Raw genomic sequence first — 19,713 nt, forward strand, 5'->3', positions numbered from 1 at the left:
CAGGACGTCCGAGCGAGCGAGCGGTGGTGGTGCGACCGTGTGGCGGACCCGTCTGGCCTGCGCCGCGACAGCGGCCGCGACGCTCGTTCTCCCCACCCCCGCGCCAGCGGCCGCAGCCGCGCGTGCCGACAACGTGCGGGTGCAGATCGTGGACGCCCCCACGACGGTCACCGCGGGTCGGGCCGGCGCGGCGATCACGGCGACCGCGGTGCGTCGCGGCCTGTTCCCGCTCGGCTGTCAGCGCGTGCGCTGGGCGCTGTCCGGCGACGCGGTCGGCGTGGATGTCGACGATCTGCGGATCACCCGCGAGGAGAACGGCAAACGCCTCGATGTCGATCTCAGGCGCAGGGGCGACCGCATTCAGGCCGTCGACACCGAGTTCGACGAGGGCGCCCTCTGCATGGGTCGCAACGTCACCGGCACATATGTGGTCGGGGCCGTCGGCGGCGCCGCGGCGGGCCGGGTCCGGTTCACGATGACGGCGCTGAGCGCCCAGGGTCGGATTCTGGACAGCGCCGCCGTCACCGTCGGGGTTCGGGCCCGGCAGGCGCCGCCGACGACCCCGCCGCCGACCGGAAGCCCCGACCCGACGCCCACCGACACCCCCGACCCGGAGCCCACCGACACCGGCGACATCGATGACGCGCTGCCCGACGGTCCCGAGGTCAGCCTGCCGGCGCCGGTGGGCGACGCGACAAACGCCACGCCCGCCAGCTCGTCCCTGCCGACGCTCGGCTTCGGCGCCGGGGCGCTGTTGCTCCTGGTCGGTCTCGCGCTGCTGCTCAACCTGTACTACCGCCGTCAGTTCGGGCCCGGCGGCGTCCGCGGCCGCCACGGACGTCCGCCGGCCGCAGCGAACATGATCATGGTAGTGCTCGGACGGCTGCGGGAGCGCCTCGGCCCGTGGCAGGAGCGCCTCGGCGTCGCCGCCGGACTACCCCGACCCGGGGCGCGACCCGGCGCCGGTGGTCCCGCCGGGGCCGGCGCTGACGCCCTGGCCGCGCTGCCCAGTCAGGTGACAGACGCGCTGGCCGCCGCCGGGGACTGGATCACCCGGACGGCCGACCAGCTCAACGGCAGACTGGTCCGCCGCCCACGCCGGCACTGACCGCCGACCAGCCAAGCATTGGCCGGACCACATCCACGGCGTCACGAGGGCAGGTCCTCCGGACCGCGAGTCAGTCCATGCGGCGCAGCAGGGCCAGGAACATCGCATCGGTGCCGTGGCGGTGCGGCCACAACTGGACGCTCGGGCCGCTGCCCAGGCCGGGCATCCCGGCCGGCAGCAGCGGACGGGCGTCCACCAGCTCCACGCCCAGGCCGCTGCGCCGGGCGGTCTCGCTGACCGTCACCTGCGTCTCGACCAGATGCGGCGAGCAGGTGACATAACCGACCACGCCGCCTGGACGCACCGCCCTCAGGCCGGCAGCGAGCAACTCCCGCTGGAGTTTGGTCAACGGCGGCAGGTCCGACGGCTGGCGCCGCCACCGCGCCTCCGGCCGCCGGCGCAGCGATCCGAGGCCGGTGCACGGGGCGTCGACGAGAACCCGGTCGAACCATCCTTCGGCGAACTCCAGACCGACCTCGCGCCCATCGGCGTGACGGACCTCCACCGGCAGGCCCCGGGTCGTCCGCTCCACCAGCCGGGCCCGGTGCGGCACCGACTCGATCGCGGTCAGGTGCGCGCCGCGACCGGCCGCGATCGCTCCCAGCAGACCGGCCTTGCCGCCCGGGCCGGCGCACAGGTCCAGCCATCGGGCGTCCGGTCCGTCGATCGCGGCGTCGACGAGCGCCGACGCCACCAACTGCGAGCCCTCGTCCTGCACGTGCGCCAGACCGTGCTGGATCGCCGGGAAGTCGCCCGGGGCGCCGCCGGGCAGATACACCGCGTACGGGGAGAACGCCCCCGGCGCCCCACCGGTCTGCTCAGCCAGCTCGTCGGGGTCGATGAGGCCCGGCCGGGCGCACAGGTGCACCTCGGGCCGCTCGTTGTCCTCGACAAGCAGCCGGGCTGTCTCGTCCAGGTCGCCGCCGAGAGCGTCAGCGAAGGCCCGCACCACCCATTCCGGATGCGAGTGCGCCACCGCCAGGTGGCCCACCCGGTCGGTGGCCTCGTCCGGGGCGACCTGCTTGAGCCAGGTCTCCAGATCCTGCTCAACGACCCGGCGGAGCACCGCGTTGGCGAAGCCCGCCGCGCCCGGGGCGACATCGCGCACCAGATCGACCGTGGACGACACCGTCGCGTGCGGCGGCACCCGGGTGTACAGGGCCTGGTAGGCGCCCAGCCGCATAGCGTCCCGGGCCTGCGGGTCGATCCGGTCGACGGGCCGGTCTGCCGCGACGGCGAGGATAGCGTCCACCGCCCCCAGCGCGCGCAGGGTGCCGTAGGTCAGCTCAGTGGCAAATGCCGCGTCGCGGCCGTAGAGACCCCAGTCGCGCTGGATGAGCGGCAGCACCAGATTCGCATAGGCGTCATCACGGTGCACCGCGGCGACCGCCTCGTAGGCGACCCGACGGGCCTTGTCCTGCTCGTTCTTCATGTCAACCGCTCCGACCCCTGGACACGCACGCCGCGGGCCCAATCAATGGCGGACATGGGCCGCTTTCCCGCCGCCCGCACCTCGCCCAGCTCAACCGCGCCGGAACCGGCGCCTACCAGAACCCGGTCCCGCTCGACCAGCAGATCCCCCGGCGCCAACGGCGGCCCGTCGGCGACGACACGTGCCGGGCCGAGCTTCAGGCGGTCCTCACGGAACGTCGTCCAGGCGCCCGGCGCCGGCGAGCAGGCCCGGATCCGTCGGTCCACCGCGAACGCCGGGTCCGACCACCTGATCCGGGCGTCCGCGGAGGTGATCTTCGGGGCCAGCGAGACGCCGTCGGCGGGCTGCGGGAAGGCGTCGACGCCGTCGGCGGCGATCGCGTCCAGCACTTTGACCAGCAGGGTCGCTCCAGTGTGCGACAACCGTTCCAGCAGGTCGCCGGCCGTGTCGGTCGGCCGCACCGGCTCCACGACCGTGCCGTAGACCGGCCCGGTGTCCAGGCCCTTGTCCAGCTCGAAGACCGTCGCGCCGGTGACCTCGTCACCGTGCAGGATGGCGTGCTGCGCCGGCGCCGCGCCGCGCCAGGCGGGCAACAGCGAGAAGTGCACATTGATCCAGCCGCGGCGCGGGACCGCCAACGCCGCCGGGGGGACCAGCGCGCCGTAGGCGACGACCGGGACGCAGTCCGGGGCGAGCGCGGCGAGGCGCTCCAGGAACTGCGGCTCGGCTGGCCGGGCGGGCGTCAACACCTCGATGCCACGCTCGTCCGCCCACGCGCCCACCGCGGAGCGGACCATCCGGCGGCCGCGACCGGCCGCGGCGTCCGGGCGGGTCACGACCGCCACGATCTCGTGCGCCGACGCGGCCAGCGCCGCCAGCGACGCCAGCGCGACCGCCGGCGTGCCGGCGAAAACTAGTCGGAGCCCGCTCACCGGCCCAGCCCGAACGGGTCGCCGGCCGAAGGCAGCAGCGCGCCGCCGGGCACGTGCGGGCTGAGCTTGACCGTCGGCGGGGCGCCCTCGTCGTACCAGTCGGCCTGCCGGATGGCCTTCATGGCTTCCTTGCGCGCCTGGGCGTCGAGCCGGTCCACGAACAGGACCCCGTCGAGGTGGTCGGTCTCGTGCTGAACGCAGCGGGACATCAGCCCGGTGCCGACGATCTGGACCGGGTCGCCGTAGGCGTTGAAGCCCTTGGCGGCCACGTTCAGCCGACGCTTGGTGTCGAAGTACAGCCCGGGGATCGACAGGCAGCCCTCCGGACCGTCCTGCTCCTCCTCGTCGGGGAAGCTCAGCACCGGGTTCACCAGATACCCGACGACGTCATCGACGTCGAAGGCGAACACCCGCAGCCCCACCCCGAGCTGCGGGGCGGCCAGACCCGCGCCGCCCTCCTCCAGCATCGTGTCGGTGAGATCCTTGACGAGCTTGCGCAGCTCCTTGTCGAAGTCCACGACCGGCTCGGCCGCGGTGCGCAGCACAGGATCGCCGAACAGGCGGATGGGCTGGACGGTCACAGGCGCGCTCCTCGAACTCACGACGTGCGGGGCCACCCAGTCTACGGAGCGCGTCGGGCAGCTCAGCGGGCCGGCGGCGGCACACGGTGGAGACGGTCACCCGGCGGGGCGGCGCGAGGACACCCAGGTCGTGGAGGATGCGCCCATGAACCCGAATCAGAACCGGCTCAGCCACGCGGTGGCCGCCTTGAGCGCCGAGGCGTCCTCCACCCGGCTCCAGGCGGCCCTGGCGGTCGGCACGCGCCCCGACCCCGACACCGTCGACGTGCTGGTGGAGCGGTGCGCGGTCGAGCCCGACTTCTTCGTACGCGACATGCTCACCTGGGCGCTGACGCGGCTCCCGCAGGAGGTCACGCTGCCCAGACTCCTCGCCGAGCTCAAGTCCGAACGAGCGCAGGCGCGCAGCCAGGCGCTGCACTCGCTGTCCAAGCTCAGGAACCGGAACGCATACCCTGCGATCACCCGGTCGCTGCTGGACGACGCCGATGACGACGTCGCGCGGACCGCCTGGCGGGCCGCTGTCGTCCTCGTCCCCGAAGGGGAGGAGGCGACGCTGGCCGCGGAGCTGGCCACCCATCTCGGTCGCGGCGACCGGAACGTGCAGCTGAGCCTGAGCCGGGCGCTGGTCGACCTCGGTGAGGTCATCGTGCCGGCCCTGCATCCGGGCGCCGTGGGCCGGGACCCCAGGGCGCAGGCGCACGCCCACGCCACGGTGCTGCTCCTGCGCGATCCGGACGCAGGCTTCGACGTGGCCGTCGAAGAGGCGAAGCGGCTGGTCGCGCTGGGCGGCGACTGGGTCAGGGAAGACGACGACGCGCCGCCGCCGGGGACGACGCCGGTCCCGCCCGGCCCGGGGCCGGACGGTCAGCTCGGCTGAGAGCCTGGCCGCAACGGGGTGCGCGTGCCGGTGCGGGTGTTCAGGATCAGCACCCAGGTTCCGCCCCGGTGCGTGCCGCTGACCAACATCCGGTGGTCAGCGACGTAGACGCCCTCGCGGTCGCCGGGAGCGCCGTGCCACCGGGTGGCGCCGCTCGTCAGGTCGTGGGTCTGCACGCCGATCGGGTGCTCGCCGTCAACGAAGCCGGTCCAGCTCAACGCGCGACCGTCCGGACGGAACGCGGGAACGACCGCGAAGCCGTCCGCCTGGCCCCCGCCGCCGAAGGCTGCCAGCGGGCGCTCGGCCCCGGTGGCGAGGTCGCCGAGGCTGAGACAGTCGTCGAAGATGCCCTCGCAGTCGCCGCCCCGGAACGCGATCCTGGCGCCGTCCGGGGACCAGGCGACAGCGTCGTCGACCCGGAGCCGCTCATGGAGGGGGCCGGCCGGCGGCGCGGCCGGCGGCGCCGGCGGGATCGGCCGGGTGCGGCACTCGGCCGGGAACAGCGGCGTCGGCGTGGCCGCCTGGCCGCCGGCGGTCACGCCGACGCGGTAGACACCGGGACCGCCGATACACCCGCGGGAGGCGAACGCCAGCTGCCGGCCGTCCGGCGACCAGGCCGCCCCGGCGGCCGGCATCGACGTCGCCAGCCGCTTGGCGCTGCCATCGGCGTTCATGACGAACAGCTGGACGCCGCGGAGCACCGCGATCCGCTTGCGGTCCGGGGACCAGCGCGGGCGACGGTGCTGCCCGTCGAAGGTGATCCGACGCTCGGTGGGACCGGCGCTGGTGTAGACGTCCCCCGAGCGCACGTAGGCGACGGTCGTGGCGAGTGTGGGCGCGGCGCCGCCCACCGGGTTGGCGGTGGCCCCGCCGGCGGTCACGGCGAGCCCGGTGGCGGTGACCGTCGCGGTGGCGGCGACCGCGACGCCGTAGGTGATGGTCCGGAGCATCGTTCCCCCATGGTGTCCAGATCTGTGTCGTCCCAGTGTCCTTCGGCGCCACCGGCGCGCACCTGAGCTGAAACCGAACGGCAACGCGGCCGCCCACGATTCAGAGCAGCTCCAGCGGGTCGATCTGAATCCGTGCCGGCAGCGGCGCCTTGCGGGCGCTGCGGGCGGCCGCTGCCTCGTGCAGCGCCGCCGCCAGCGCCGCAGCCTGGCCGCGGCGGATCCGGATCAGCATCCGCTCCTGATCCGCGCCGGCGGGCACCGGGCCGAGCAGCTCAGCGCCCTCGGGCAGCCGGGCCTGGTGGAGCAGGTCCGCGACGGCGGCGGCGGCGCCGGTCACGCTGGCCATCCGGGCGGCCGGAGGAAAGCCCAGCTCCCGTCGCTCAGCCAGCTCCCGGGCGGCGAACCACGCCTGATCCCAACGGACCAGCGCCTGCACCGGCGCGAGCGCGGCATCGGCGACGATCACCACCGTCCCGCCGGCCGCGGCGGGACGCGCCAGCGCCGCGGCGGCGGACCAGCGCCGCAGCGCCTCCTCAGCGGCGCGCAGATCGGCCCGGGCCAACAGCGCCCAGGTATCGAGCAGCAGCACCGCCCCGTAGCCGCCGGGGGCAGGCGGCTCAGCGCCCGGGGTCGCCACGACCACGCAGGGGCCCGCCGGCGCCTGGTCCAGGATCTCGTCGCGTCCGGAGGTGCGCACGACGGCCCCGGGGAACGCGCGCCCCAGCTCTTCGGCCGTCCGCCGGGCGCCCACGACCGAGGCGCGCAGCCGAGGGCTGCCGCACTGCGGGCAACGGTGGCCGACCTCGCCACGGCCGCACCACCGGCAGAGCGCCGCGCCGCGGGCCACCCGCAGCTCCAACGGCCCCTGACAGTGGACGCAGCGCGCCGGCGCGCGGCAGTCCTGGCAGGCGACCGACGGCAGGTAGCCCCGCCGGGGCACCTGCGCCAGCACCGGCGCGCCGGTTCGCAGCGCGGCGGCGGCGGCCTTCCAGGCGTCGCTGGGCAGTCGCGCCGTCGCCGCCGCGGGATCGCGGGCCAGCTGCGGCTCGGCCCCCAGCGCGACCACCTGCGGCGCCGCCGCCCGGACGGTGGCCCGGTCGGCGACGATGTCCTGCGCCCAGCCCGTCTCCACCAGCAGCTGGGCCTCGGCGGTGCGGCTGAACCCGCCGACCAGGGCGGCGCAGTCGGACCGCTGGGCGCGGGTCAGCAACACCTCGCGGGCATGCGGGTACGGGGCGCGGGGCTCGGCGTGCAGATCGTCGCCGTCGTCCCACAGCACCACCAGACGCAGGTCCGGCACCGGGGCGAACATGGCCGCACGCGTGCCGACGACGACCCGCGCGTGTCCCCGGAGCACGTCCAGGAAGCTGCGGTAACGCGCCGCCGGCCCCGACGCCGCCGAGAGGCAAACATGCCGGCCCGCGCCCAGCACGGTGGCGCAGGCGGCATCGAGCCGGTCAAGGTCACGGGCGTCCGGGACGACAACGAGCGCGCCCCCGTCGACGGCGGCGACCAGCTCCGCGAGCCGGGTCGGCCAGTCCTCCCCGGGCAGCGCCGACCAGACGCCGCGCGCCGGCCGGCGCGCGGCGACAGCGCGCAGGAACGCCCCGCCGGCGGGGTAGCGCCGCCATCCCGGCGCCGCCGCGGACGCGGTGGCGCCGACGGTGGGTGGGATGTCGGGTGGCGGCGGGGCGCTCGCTTCCAGCGCCTTCTCTGCTCGGGCGTGACGGGGCGGCACGGCCAGCCGCAGGACGTCGGCCATCGTTCCGCCGTAACGGTCGGCGATGGCCCTGGCCAGGCCGGCGACATCGGCGGTGAGCGCCGGCGCGGCGGAGACGACGCGTTCCAGGAACGCCAGTCGACCCTGGTGGTCGGACGCGGCGACCCGCTCCAGCAGCCAGCCGTCGACCAACTTCCCAGCGAACCGGACCCGGACCCGGACCCCCGGCTGGGCGTCCGCGGCGGCGGCGGCCGGCACGAGGTAGTCGAACGGGCGGTCGAGGTGGGCCAGGCCGATGTCGACACAGACACGCGCGACCGGCAGCCGGTCTGCCGGCTGCCGGTCGGAACGCTCAGCGGCGCGCGCCACCCACTAGCCGGCGGCGGACTTCAGATCGGCGACCCGGTCGGTGCGCTCCCAGGTCAGGTCCGGCAGCTCCCGGCCGAAGTGGCCGTAGGCGGCGGTCTGCTGGTAAATCGGGCGCAGCAGGTCAAGATCCCGGATGATCGCTGCCGGACGCAGATCGAAGGCGTCACGGATGGCCTTCTCGATCCGATCGACGGCCACGTTCTCGGTGCCGAACGTCTCGACGAACAGGCTGACCGGGGCGGCCTTGCCGATGGCGTACGCGACCTGGACCTCGCACCGCTCGGCCAGGCCGGCGGCCACGACGTTCTTGGCGACCCAGCGCATCGCGTAGGCGGCCGAGCGGTCGACCTTCGAAGGGTCCTTGCCCGAGAACGCGCCACCGCCGTGCCGGGCGTAGCCGCCGTAGGTGTCCACAATGATCTTCCGGCCGGTAAGGCCGGCGTCGCCCATCGGGCCGCCGATCTCGAAACGACCGGTGGGGTTCACCAGCAACTGGTAGCCGTTGGTGTCCAGACCGAGGCCCTCGAGCTCCGGTCCGAGGACGTGCTCGCGCACGTCCGGCGCCAGCAGCGTCTCCAGCGAGATGTCGGCGGCGTGCTGGCTGGACACGACCACGGTGTCCAACCTGACCGGCCGCAGGCCGTCGTACTCGATGGTGACCTGCGTCTTGCCGTCAGGCCGCAGGTAGGGGACAGTCCCGTCCTTGCGGACCGTGGCCAGACGCCGGGACAGCCGGTGTGCCAGCGCGATCGGCAGCGGCATCAGCTCGGGCGTCTCGGAGCAGGCGAACCCGAACATCATGCCCTGGTCGCCGGCGCCCTGGATGTCGAGCTGGTCGCCGGCGGCGCCGGTGCGCTGCTCGATAGCGGTGTCGACGCCCTGGGCGATGTCCGGCGACTGGGACCCGATCGAGACGCTCACGCCGCAGGAGGCCCCGTCGAAGCCCTTCTTGGACGAGTCGTATCCGATGTTGAGGATGGTCTCGCGGACGATCGTCGGGATATCGGCGTAGGCGGACGTGGTGACCTCGCCCGCCACATGCACCTGACCGGTGGTGATGAGCGTCTCGACGGCGACCCGGCTACGCGGGTCCTGCGTCAGCAGGGCGTCGAGAATCCCGTCGCTGATCTGGTCAGCGATCTTGTCCGGGTGGCCCTCAGTGACAGACTCCGAGGTGAAAAACCGGCGTACCACAGCACTCCCTAGGTCCGAAACATCGCGCCGCCCCGACGCAGGACATGCCGGCCACCGTGGCGCCAAGACCCTGGTGGTCGCAGTTGGAACGCCTCCGAGGCCCCGTCGCCGACGACGACCGAGGCTGCGAAGTCTACGGCCACCAGCAGCTTGTTCGAGAGTACGCGCTCCGGGTGTCGCGGCGGCAGCCCGCCTACGCCATCCGGCTGACGATGAGGTCCCAGACCGCGGCGGCGACCTCCGCCTTCGGGCGCGAGGAGATCTCGGCGGCGGCCCCGCGGGCGTCGTAGACCACGACGGCGTTGTCGTCAACGGCGAAGCCGCGACCGTCGCCGACCTCGTTGGCGACGATGAGGTCGGCACGCTTGGCGACCAGCTTGGCCCGGGCGTGCCGTGCGGTGTCGCGGGTCTCGGCGGCGAAGGCCACCAGGATCTGACCGGGCGGTTTGGCCGCCCCGAGTTCGGCGGCGATGTCGGGATTGGCCACCAGCGACAGGGTCAGCGCGTCGCCCACATCCGCCTTCTTGATCTTGTCGACCGCGACGGCGGCGGGGCGGTAGTCGGCGGGCGCGGCGGCCATCACGATGACGTCCGCGCCCTCGGCCGCGGCCAGCGTCGCCGACCGTAGCTGCCCGGTGGTCTCCACCGCCACCACCGCGACACCGGCCGGCGCCGGCAGCGACACGTTCGCGCTCACCACGGTGACCTCGGCGCCACGGGCCGCGGCCTCGGCCGCGAACGCGTACCCCTGCTTGCCCGACGAGCGGTTCCCGACGTACCGCACCGGGTCGATCGGCTCCCGGGTGCCGCCGGCGGTGACCACCACCCGACGTCCGCGCAGATCGTCCTTCACGCCGGCCAACACCCGCAGCGCGAACGCGAAGATCTGCGACGGGTCGGGCAGCCGGCCCTTGCCGGTGTCGGCGCCGGTCAACCGACCGGAGTCCGGTTCGATCACCCAGGCGCCGCGTCGCCGCAACGTCGCCACGTTCGCGACGGTGGCCGGGTGCTCCCACATCTCCGTGTGCATCGCCGGCGCGAAGACCACCGGGCACCTGGCCGTGAGCAGGGTGGTGGTGAGCAGGTCGTCGGCGAGTCCGTGGGCGGCCCTGGCGAGCAGGTCGGCGGTGGCGGGGGCGACGAGCACGAGATCGGCGGTTTGACCCAGCCGCACGTGCGGCACCTCGTGGACGTCCTGCCAGACGGTCTCGCTGACCCGGTGGCCGGAGAGGGCCTCCCAGGTCGGCGCCCCCACAAACCGCAGCGCGGCGGCTGTCGGCGCCACCCGCACGTCGTGCCCGGACTCGGTGAACAGCCGTAGCAGCTCACACGCCTTGTAGGCGGCGATGCCGCCGCCTACACCCAGCACGATGCTCGGGCCCATCGACGGCGGCTGTCGGCTCAGACTTCGCCGGTCGGCTCGGCGGTGAGCAGACCGCCGTTGATCTCGCGCAGCGCGATGGACAGCGCCTTCTCCTGCGGGGTGGTCTCGACCAGCGGGCCGACATACTCGAGCAGACCCTCGCCGAGCTGGCTGTAGTAGGCGTTGATCTGGCGAGCGCGCTTGGCCGCGAAGATCACCAGGGCGTACTTGGAGTTGGTCTTCTCAAGCAGCTCGTCGATCGGCGGGGAGGTGATGCCCTCGGGGTTGGCGATAGTGGCCACGAAGCGGTCCTCAGCTCTGATTAGACGGCGAACCGAGCAAGGTTATCAGCTCGTCCGCGGCACGCTCGACGTAGTCGTTGACGATCGTCACGTCGAACTCCTTCTCCGCGGCCAGCTCGTCGTCGGCGTGGGCCAGCCGGCGGGCGATGGTCGCCTCGTCGTCGGTGCCGCGGCCGATGAGGCGCCGCCGCAGCTCCTGGACGCTCGGCGGGGCCAGGAACACCAGCTGCGCCCCGGGCATCGACGCGCGGACCTGACGGGCGCCCTGGAGGTCGATCTTCAGCAGGGTGGAGATGCCGGCGGCAAGGTTGCCCTCGACCTGGGCGCGTGGGGTGCCGTAGAGGTTGCCGGCGAACTCGGCCCATTCGAGAAGCTGGTCGCCCTCGATCAGCCGGGTGAACTCGGGGCGGCCCACGAAGTGGTAGTGGACGCCGTCGACCTCGTAGTCGCGCTTGCGGCGGGTGGTGACCGAGACCGAGAGCCGTAGCCATGGAGCGCGCGCCCGGATCAGCTCGATCACACTGTCCTTGCCGACCCCGGAGGGGCCGGAGAGGACAGTGAGTCGGGCTGCCGGGCGCGCGTCGTCATGCATGCGTCGTTTCTACACGGCGCGGTTTGTCAGCTCGCAGCGAACTCCCCCAGCAGCGCCTTGCGCTGCTGGTCGCCCAGACCACGCAGACGGCGGCTGTCGGCGATCTTGAGCTTCTCCATAATCTGCGTGGCACGGATCTTGCCGATGCCCGGAAGCGCCTGAAGCACCGCCGAGACCTTCAGCTTGCCGACCACATCGTCGGCCTCGGCGCGCTCGAGCACGTCGGCCAGGGTGGTCTTGCCCTGCTTGAGCTGGTCCTTCAGCTCAGCTCGGGCCTTGCGGATCTCCGCGGCCTTCTCCAGCGCAGCGGCGCGCTGCTCGGGGCTCAGTGTCGGGAGCGGCACCAGTTCTCCTCAGGTCCCTCGCGCCGTCACGGAGTGTGGCGGCGCCGTCGTGAAACATGGTGTGCCTGCGACCGCGTGTGGCACGCGGTAGCCAGCGGGACGGAAAACTAGCGGTCACCGGCGTTTTCAGCAACGTCGCCTGAGCAAGATCACAAATATCCGAGCCGGCGGCGCCAACCGGTCACGGCCTCAGGACGGCCGCGCAGGCGTCCCGGGCGCGCTCAGCGGCGGCCCGCAGCGCGCCCGGGTCGGGACCAGCGCCCAGCACTTCGCGCGAGTAGGACGGGAGCACGGCGGACAGGTCGTCGCCGAAGACCTCGCGCAGGCCCGCCGGGGCGCCGCCCTGCGCGCCGAGGCCCGGCGCGAGCATCGGACCATTGACGTTCGCCAACTCATGCCCGGTCCGCCCGATCGTCGCGCCAACCACGATGCCGAAGCTTCCCAGCGGCGTAGCACCAGCGTTGAGCAGGGAAATCTCGTCGACGACCGTCTGCGCGACAGTGCGTCCGTCGGCGGAGCGGGCGTGCTGCACGCCCGCGCCCTCCGGGTTCGAGGTGAGCGCGAGCACGAAGACGCCGGCGTGGTGGTCGACCGCGGTGGCGAACAGCGGGGCGAGCGATCCAACGCCCAGATACGGCGAGGCAGTGACAGCGTCGACCGCCAGGGGGCTCGACGGATCGAGGTACGCCGAGGCGTATGCCTGCATCGTCGACCCGATGTCGCCGCGTTTCACATCGAGAAGAATCAATGCGCCGGCTTCCCGGCACTGTCGGATAGTTGACTCAAGTATTGCAATCCCGCGGGATCCGTACTTCTCGAAGAAGGCGGACTGCGGCTTGATCACAGCCACCCGGTCCCCGACCGCCGCCACGACCCCGTCGCTGAAACGAGCGAGCCCGTCAACACTGTCCGTGAGGCCCCAGGCCGCCAACAACGACGGATGCGGGTCAACCCCCACGCACAGCGGACCCCGCTCGACCATCGCCCGGACAAGCCGGGCGCCGAATGGCTCCATGATGTCTCTCCTCACTGTTCGATCAATGTCCGACCGCTTGGTGATGCTGTGTGGATGCCCGCGCCGCCGCCCCGATCGCGGCGCCGATACGTTCGATTTCACCTGTCTCAGCGACGTATGACGGCATCGTGTAGATCAGGTCGCGGAACGGTCGCAGCCAGACCCCCGCCTCCGCCGCCGCCGCGGTGGCCACCGCGAGCGGCGCCGGGGCCGCCAGCTGCACCACGCCGATCGCGCCCAGCACCCGCACGTCCGTCACGCCCGGCGCGCCGCCCAGCGGCGACAGCGACGTCCGCAGTGATGCCTCGATCCGCGCCACGTCGGCCCGCCAGGCGCCGTCGGCGAGCAGCTCGATCGATGCGTTCGCGACCGCGCAGGCCAACGGGTTGCCCATGAAGGTCGGCCCGTGCGCCAGCACCGGCACCTCGCCCTGGGCGATCCCGGCCGCCACCGCCGGCACGCACAGCGTCGCCGCCAACGACAGGTAGCCGCCGGTGAGCGCCTTACCCAGGCACATGATGTCCGGGGTGACTCCCGCGTGGTCGGCGGCGAACAGCGCGCCGGTGCGCCCGAACCCGGTCGCGATCTCGTCGAAGACGAGCAGAATGTCGTGCTCGTCGCAGAGCCGGCGCAGCTCCCGCAGGTAGGCCGGGCTGTGAAAACGCATCCCGCCGGCGCCCTGCACGACCGGCTCCACGATGACGGCGGCCAGCTCGTCCGCGTGCCGACCCAACGCGTCGGCCACGATGGACACATACGCCGGGTCGGCCGGCGCGTCGAAGCCGTCCGGTGGGGGCGGGGCGAACAACTGGCTCGGCAGCACCCCGCGCCACAGCTGATGCATCCCGCCATCGGGATCGCAGACGCTCATCGGGTGGAAGGTGTCGCCGTGGTAGCCGCCGCGCCAGGTCGCCAGCCGCCGCTTCTCGGGCCGGCCACGCGAGCGCCAGTGCTGCAACGCCATCTTGACCGCGACCTCGACGGACACCGAGCCGGAGTCGCACAGGAACACATGTTCCAGGCCGTCCGGGGTCAGCTCCACCAGCCGGCGGCACAGCTCGACCGCCGGAGCGTGGGTGAGGCCGCCGAACATGACGTGACTCATCCGCCCGAGCTGGTCGACGACCGCGGCGTCCAGCGCCGGGTGCCGGTAGCCGTGGATCGCCGCCCACCACGACGACATGCCGTCGATGAGCTCCCGGCCGTCGGCCAGCGTCAGGCGCGTCCCGGCCGCCGACTCCACGACGTACGGGTCGACCTGACCTGGCATCGGCGCGTACGGATGCCAGACGTGCGCGCGGTCCAGCCGCAACAGCTCCGTCGGGGTCACCGCGACGATCCGCGGGCCACCGCCCGCGCCAACGCCGGCCCACGGTAGATGAGACCGGAGTAGATCTGCGCCAGGCTCGCCCCGGCGTCGAAGAGCCGGGACGCGTCGTCCGGGTCGACGATCCCGCCGACGCCGATGATCGGCAACGCGCCGCCGGTCTGCCGGTGCACAAACCGGACGACCTCCTGCGCCCGCGCGGCCAGCGGCCGGCCGGACAGGCCACCGGCCTCGCCGGCCAGCCGCTGGTCCGCGCCGGCCAGCCCGGCCCGCGACACGGTCGTGTTCGTGGCGATGAGACCCGCGACGCCCCGGTCGGCGCAGACCTGGAGCACCTCGCCGATCCCCCGCTCCGACAGGTCCGGGGCGATCTTGACCAGCACCGGCGGCGGCGTCGCCCGCCCCGGGGCCGGCCGGCTCACCAGGGCCGCCACCAGGGCGTCCAGATGGTCTCGGTCCTGGAGGTCACGAAGGCCGGGCGTGTTGGGCGAGGAGACGTTCACCGCGATGTAGTCGGCGTGCCGGGCCAGCAGGTCGTACGAGGCGAGGTAGTCCCCCACCGCCTCGTCGAGCGGGGTGACCTTCGACTTGCCGAGGGAGATCCCCAGCGGCACGCCGATCGGGCGCGGCAGCGCCGCGATCCGATCGGCGAGCGCCGCGGCGCCGGCGTTGTTGAAGCCCATCCGGTTGATGACGGCCTCGCTGTCGCGCAGCCGGAACATCCGCGGACGCGGATTGCCCGGCTGGGCGTGCCGGGTGACGGTGCCGACCTCCACGAAGCCGAACCCCAGAGCCGGCCAGGCCGGCAGGGCCGTCCCGTTCTTGTCCATACCGGCGGCCAGGCCGACCGGGTTCGGGAAGTCCACCCCGAACACCGTCCGCGGGGCGCGGTAGGCGTACCGGGCGCGCAGCAGCGCCAACGCCGCCGGACGCCGGGACAGGGCGGCCAGCCTGCGCATCGTCCAGTCGTGCGCTGTCTCGGCGTCGCCGCCGCCGACCCGGAACAGCACCGGCCGCACGGCCCGCTCGAAGATCACCGGCTACCGCCTCGGCTGTGGACCTGCCGGCTCATCGTTCGCCGCCGCGCAGCGTCGCGTGCAGCTCCTGGAGCGGACGCACGCTCATGTCGCCGCGGATGAGGGCCTCGATGCCCATCACCGCCGCGGCGACGCCAGGGACCGTGGTGATGCACGGGATGTCGGCGGTGACCGCCGCGCTGCGGATCTCGTAGCCGTCGCTGCGGGCCGCCGCGCCGGAGCCCTGCGGGGTGTTGATGACCAGGCAGACCTCGCCCGAGGCGATCATCGACACCGCGTGGCGGCCGTCGGCGGCCTCGTAGTGCTTGCCGACGATCTCGCACTCGACGCCGTGCCGGCGCAGCACCTCGCCGGTGCCGGTCGTGGCGATGAGGTCGAAACCCAGGTCGGCCAGGCGCTTGATCGGCCACAACATGCCGCGCTTGTCCCGGTTGGCGATCGACACGAAGATCTTGCCGCTGACCGGCAACGACCCGTAGGCAGCCGACTGGCTCTTGGCGAAGGCGTGCCCGAACTCGACGTCGATGCCCATCACCTCGCCGGTCGACTTCATCTCCGGCCCCAGCAGCGAGTCGACGCCCTTGCCGGCCGGGGTGCGGAACCGCTTGAACGGCAGCACCGCCTGCTTGACCGCCACCGGGGAGGTCGACGGCAGGTCGCCGCCGTCGGGGCCGCCGCGCTCGCCGAACCCGGGGGCCGCCGGCAGCAGCATCCCCTCGGCGCGCAGCGAAGCGATCGTCGCGCCCATCATCACCCGGGCCGCCGCCTTGGCCAGCGGCACCGCCGTGGCCTTGGAGACGAACGGGACGGTGCGCGAGGCGCGCGGGTTGGCCTCCAGGACGTAGAGCTGGTCATCCTTGAGGGCGTACTGGACATTGAGCAGACCACGGACGCCGATACCCCGGGCGATCTCCTCGGTGTACAAGCGCACCTGCTTGATGTGGGTCGCGCCGAGGGTGATCGGCGGCAGCGCGCAGGAGGAGTCCCCGGAGTGGACGCCGGCCTCCTCGATGTGCTCCATCACCCCGCCGAGGTACACCTCGCCGGTGGCGTCGCAGAGGGCGTCCACGTCGATCTCGATGGCGTCGTCGAGGAACCGGTCCACCAGCACCGGATGCTCCGGGGAGACCTCGGTGGCGCGGGCGATGTAGTCGGCCAGGGTCGGCTCGTCGTAGACGATCTCCATGCCGCGTCCGCCGAGCACGTACGACGGGCGCACGAGCACCGGGTAGCCGATCTCGTCGGCGATCGCCTTGGCCTCGGCGAAGCTCGTCGCGGTGCCGTGTGCGGGGGCGCGCAGCCCGGAGCGGGCCAGCAGCGCGCCGAACGCGCCCCGCTCCTCGGCCAGATGGATCGACTCCGGCGAGGTGCCGACGATCGGGGCGCCGGCGGCCTTGAGCCGCTTGGCCAGCCCCAACGGCGTCTGCCCGCCGAGTTGCACGATGACCCCGACGACGCCGGGGCCGCCGGCGGCCTTGCCCGAGGAGTCCTCGGCGTGCCACACCTCGATGACGTCCTCGAACGTCAGCGGCTCGAAGTAGAGCCGGTCGGCGGTGTCGTAGTCGGTGGAGACGGTCTCCGGGTTGCAGTTGACCATGACGGTCTCGTACCGGTTGTCGCCCCGGCCGGCCCGCTCGTCGCGCAGGGCCATGACCGCGTGCACGCACGAGTAGTCGAACTCGATGCCCTGACCGATCCGGTTCGGGCCGGAGCCGAGGATGAGCACCTTCGGCCGGGCCGACGGCGACACCTCGGTCTCGCTGTCGTAGGTGGAGTAGTGGTACGGCGTGCTGGCGGCGAACTCGGCCGCGCAGGTGTCGACGGTCTTGTAGACCGGCCGCAGCCCGAGGCGGTGGCGCAGCCGGCGCACCCCGTCCTCGCCAGCGAACTCGGGCCGCAACGCGGCCAGCTGCCGGTCCGACAGCCCGGCCCGCTTGGCCCGGCGCAGCAGCGCCAGGTCCAGCACCGGGGCGGCCAGGATCTGCTCGCGCAGCGCGATCAGCGAGGCGATCTGGTCCAGGAACCAGGGGTCGATCCCGCCGGAGAACTCGGCGACCTGCTCGACGGTGGCGCCCAGACGCAGCGCCCGCTCCACGGTGTACAGCCGGCCGTCGTGCGGGACCCGCAGCGCATCGAGAGTGTTGGCCAGCGTGGCGTCGGCCGGGTCCGGGGTGGTCCAGAAGCCGCCGGCCCTGGTCTCCAACGAGCGCATCGCCTTGTTGAGCGCCTCGACGAAGTTGCCGCCCAGGCTCATCGCCTCGCCGACGGACTTCATCGTCGTGGTCAGCTCGGCGTCGGCGCCGGGGAACTTCTCGAAGGCGAACCGCGGGGCCTTGACGACCACGTAGTCCAGCGCCGGCTCGAACGCCGCCGGCGTCCTGAGGGTGATGTCGTTGGGGATCTCGTCGAGGGTGTAGCCGATGGCCAGCTTCGCGGCGATCTTGGCGATCGGGAAACCGGTCGCCTTGGACGCCAACGCCGAGGAGCGCGAGACCCGCGGGTTCATCTCGATGACCACGATCCGGCCGTCAGTCGGGTTGACCGCGAACTGGATATTGCAGCCGCCGGTGTCCACGCCGACCTCGCGCAGCACCGCGATGCCCAGGTCGCGCAGCTGCTGGTACTCGCGGTCGGTGAGCGTCATCGCCGGGGCGACGGTCACCGAGTCGCCGGTGTGCACGCCCATCGGGTCGAGGTTCTCGATCGAGCAGACGACCACGACGTTGTCGTTGCGGTCGCGCATCAGCTCAAGCTCGTACTCCTTCCAACCGAGCACGCTCTCCTCGATGAGCACCTCGGTGGTCGGGGACGCGGCGAGCCCGGCGCCGGCGATCCGTTCCAGGTCCTCGGCGGTGTGCGCCATGCCCGAGCCCAGCCCGCCCATGGTGAACGACGGCCGGATGACCACCGGCAGACCCAGCTCGGCGACGGCGCCGCGGACCTCGTCCATGGAGTGACAGACCTGGCTGCGTGGCACCAGCGCCGCAGCGTCCGACCGGGCCGGACCGGTGAGGCCGATCCGGCGGCCGGCAGCGGCGACGACGTCCTTGAACAGCTGACGGTCCTCGCCGCGCCGGATCGCGTCGATGTTGGCGCCGATCAGCTCCACCCCGTACTTGGCCAGCACCCCCGACTCGTGCAGGGCGACCGCGGTGTTGAGCGCGGTCTGCCCGCCCAGGGTCGCCAGGATGGCGTCGGGGCGCTCCCGGGCGATCACCAGCTCGACGAAGTCCGGGGTGATCGGCTCGACGTAGGTGGCGTCGGCGAACTCCGGGTCCGTCATGATCGTCGCAGGGTTGGAGTTGACCAACGACACCCGCAGACCCTCGGCGCGCAGGACCCGGCACGCCTGGGTGCCGGAGTAGTCGAACTCGCAGGCCTGGCCGATGACGATCGGGCCGGAGCCGATGACCAGGATGTGGGACAGGTCGGTGCGCCTAGGCATTTTTACCCTCAATCAGAGCCGCGAACCGGTCGAACAGGTAGTCGGCGTCGTGTGGACCGGCCGCCGCCTCCGGGTGGTACTGGACGGTGAACGCGGGCACGTCCAGAGCCCGCAGCCCCTCGACCACGTTGTCGTTGAGGCACATGTGCGACACCTCGACCCGACCGAACTCGGTGTCCACCGCCTCGTCCAGCGGGGCACGGACGGCGAAGCCGTGGTTGTGCGCGGTGACCTCGACCTTGCCGGTGGTCCGGTCCATCACCGGCTGGTTGATGCCGCGGTGGCCGTAGCCGAGCTTGTAGGTCCCGAAGCCGAGCGCGCGACCCATGATCTGGCTGCCGAAACAGATGCCGAACAACGGAATGCGGCGCCGCATGACCTCCCGGGCCAGGCTCACCGGGTGCTTGGCGGTGGCCGGGTCGCCCGGGCCGGGCGAGAGGAACACCGCGTCGGCGCCGGTGGCGAGCAGGTCGTCGATGGTGGAGTGGGCCGGCAACACATGGGTGCGCACGCCCCGGACGGCCAACCGCCGTGGGACGTTGCGTTTGATGCCCAGGTCCAGCGCGGCGACGGTGAAACGGTGCTCGCCGTCGGGCTCGACGGTGTACGGCTCCGCGGTGGTCACCTCGGCGGACAGGTCGGCGCCGACCATCGGCGGCGCCTGCCGCACCCGCTCCAGCAACGCCAACGGGTCGGTCTCCACGCTGGACACCCCCACCCGCATGGCCCCCCGCTCGCGCAGACGACGGGTCAGCGCACGGGTGTCGATCCCGCTGATGCCGACCACGCCCTCGGCAGCCAGGCGCTCGCCCAGCTCGCCGGTGGAGCGCCAGTTCGAGGCCCGCGGGGACGGGTCGCGCACGACGTACCCGGCCACCCAGAACCGGTCCGACTCGTCGTCCTCGGCGTTCACGCCGGTGTTGCCGATCTGCGGGGCGGTCTGCGCCACCACCTGACGGTGGTACGACGGGTCGGTCAGCGTCTCCTGGTAGCCGGTCATCGCGGTGTTGAACACCGCCTCGCCGAAGGTCTCCCCCACCGCCCCGTACGCCTCGCCGACGAAGGTGCGCCCGTCCTCAAGGACGAGGATCGCCTCACTCACTGATTGTGCCTTTCGTTGTGCTG

At 72.9% G+C, this 19,713-nt stretch carries 17 protein-coding genes; 2 read left to right on the top strand and 15 right to left on the bottom strand.

The window, feature by feature from the left end; genetic code table 11:
* The first annotated feature begins 37 nt into the window (after positions 1-37).
* Complete coding sequence (locus tag ABD287_RS13660) at positions 38-1,108, top strand: hypothetical protein (RefSeq protein WP_344172954.1); 1,071 nt, start codon at positions 38-40, stop codon at positions 1,106-1,108.
* A 70-nt stretch (positions 1,109-1,178) separates the two neighbouring features.
* Here the strand turns inward: ABD287_RS13660 and ABD287_RS13665 are convergent, their stop codons facing one another.
* From ABD287_RS13665 to def, 3 genes are read right to left on the bottom strand one after another with little or no spacing between them, the layout of a single operon-like run.
* Positions 1,179-2,540, bottom strand: a complete 1,362-nt coding sequence (locus tag ABD287_RS13665; RefSeq protein ID WP_344172956.1) for an RsmB/NOP family class I SAM-dependent RNA methyltransferase — start codon at positions 2,538-2,540, stop codon at positions 1,179-1,181.
* Entirely contained in the window at positions 2,537-3,472 is a 936-nt protein-coding gene (gene fmt / locus ABD287_RS13670; RefSeq protein WP_344172958.1) for a methionyl-tRNA formyltransferase, read from the bottom strand. Before fmt ends, ABD287_RS13665 begins: the two co-directional genes overlap by 4 nt.
* Positions 3,469-4,053 (bottom strand): peptide deformylase, encoded by a 585-nt coding sequence (gene def / locus ABD287_RS13675; protein ID WP_344172960.1) that lies wholly within the window; start codon positions 4,051-4,053, stop codon positions 3,469-3,471. Before def ends, fmt begins: the two co-directional genes overlap by 4 nt.
* A gap of 145 nt (positions 4,054-4,198) precedes the next feature.
* On the opposite strand from def, the gene ABD287_RS13680 reads away from it, so the two are divergent.
* Positions 4,199-4,930 (top strand): HEAT repeat domain-containing protein, encoded by a 732-nt coding sequence (locus ABD287_RS13680; RefSeq protein WP_344172962.1) that lies wholly within the window; start codon positions 4,199-4,201, stop codon positions 4,928-4,930.
* Here ABD287_RS13680 and ABD287_RS13685 read toward each other — a convergent pair.
* The 12 genes from ABD287_RS13685 to carA form a co-directional block, all read right to left on the bottom strand.
* Positions 4,918-5,880, bottom strand: a complete 963-nt coding sequence (locus tag ABD287_RS13685; RefSeq protein WP_344172964.1) for a TolB family protein — start codon at positions 5,878-5,880, stop codon at positions 4,918-4,920. The two genes, ABD287_RS13680 and ABD287_RS13685, sit on opposite strands and share 13 nt — an antisense overlap.
* A 100-nt stretch (positions 5,881-5,980) precedes the next feature.
* Complete coding sequence (locus tag ABD287_RS13690) at positions 5,981-7,924, bottom strand: primosomal protein N' (protein ID WP_344173146.1); 1,944 nt, start codon at positions 7,922-7,924, stop codon at positions 5,981-5,983.
* Positions 7,925-7,972: 48 nt separating this feature from the next.
* Complete coding sequence (gene metK / locus ABD287_RS13695) at positions 7,973-9,163, bottom strand: methionine adenosyltransferase (RefSeq protein WP_344172966.1); 1,191 nt, start codon at positions 9,161-9,163, stop codon at positions 7,973-7,975.
* 193 nt (positions 9,164-9,356) lie between these two features.
* The gene (gene coaBC, locus ABD287_RS13700) at positions 9,357-10,547 is read right to left on the bottom strand and encodes a bifunctional phosphopantothenoylcysteine decarboxylase/phosphopantothenate--cysteine ligase CoaBC (RefSeq protein WP_344172968.1); all 1,191 of its coding nucleotides are present in this window, start codon (positions 10,545-10,547) and stop codon (positions 9,357-9,359) included.
* A gap of 17 nt (positions 10,548-10,564) precedes the next feature.
* The gene (rpoZ, locus tag ABD287_RS13705) at positions 10,565-10,828 is read right to left on the bottom strand and encodes a DNA-directed RNA polymerase subunit omega (protein WP_344172970.1); all 264 of its coding nucleotides are present in this window, start codon (positions 10,826-10,828) and stop codon (positions 10,565-10,567) included.
* Positions 10,829-10,838: 10 nt separating this feature from the next.
* The gene (gene gmk, locus ABD287_RS13710) at positions 10,839-11,420 is read right to left on the bottom strand and encodes a guanylate kinase (protein WP_344172973.1); all 582 of its coding nucleotides are present in this window, start codon (positions 11,418-11,420) and stop codon (positions 10,839-10,841) included.
* 26 nt (positions 11,421-11,446) lie between these two features.
* The gene (gene mihF, locus ABD287_RS13715; protein WP_344172975.1) at positions 11,447-11,764 is read right to left on the bottom strand and encodes an integration host factor, actinobacterial type; all 318 of its coding nucleotides are present in this window, start codon (positions 11,762-11,764) and stop codon (positions 11,447-11,449) included.
* Positions 11,765-11,945: 181 nt separating this feature from the next.
* Positions 11,946-12,779 (bottom strand): orotidine-5'-phosphate decarboxylase, encoded by an 834-nt coding sequence (gene pyrF, locus ABD287_RS13720; RefSeq protein ID WP_344172977.1) that lies wholly within the window; start codon positions 12,777-12,779, stop codon positions 11,946-11,948.
* A gap of 22 nt (positions 12,780-12,801) precedes the next feature.
* The gene (locus ABD287_RS13725) at positions 12,802-14,109 is read right to left on the bottom strand and encodes an adenosylmethionine--8-amino-7-oxononanoate transaminase (RefSeq protein WP_344172979.1); all 1,308 of its coding nucleotides are present in this window, start codon (positions 14,107-14,109) and stop codon (positions 12,802-12,804) included.
* Positions 14,106-15,143, bottom strand: coding sequence for a quinone-dependent dihydroorotate dehydrogenase (locus ABD287_RS13730; RefSeq protein WP_344172981.1), 1,038 nt, complete (start codon positions 15,141-15,143; stop codon positions 14,106-14,108). The genes ABD287_RS13725 and ABD287_RS13730 overlap by 4 nt, the downstream gene beginning before the upstream one ends.
* Positions 15,144-15,174: 31 nt before the next feature.
* Positions 15,175-18,588: a carbamoyl-phosphate synthase large subunit gene (gene carB / locus ABD287_RS13735; protein ID WP_344172983.1), complete on the bottom strand. Its 3,414-nt coding sequence runs from the start codon at positions 18,586-18,588 to the stop codon at positions 15,175-15,177.
* A complete protein-coding gene (gene carA / locus ABD287_RS13740; protein WP_344172985.1) occupies positions 18,581-19,690 on the bottom strand; it encodes a glutamine-hydrolyzing carbamoyl-phosphate synthase small subunit in 1,110 nt (369 codons plus the stop codon). Before carA ends, carB begins: the two co-directional genes overlap by 8 nt.
* Positions 19,691-19,713 lie beyond the last annotated feature (23 nt).

The sequence above is a fragment of the Pilimelia columellifera subsp. columellifera genome (assembly GCF_039532605.1).
Lineage (GTDB): Bacteria > Actinomycetota > Actinomycetes > Mycobacteriales > Micromonosporaceae > Pilimelia > Pilimelia columellifera.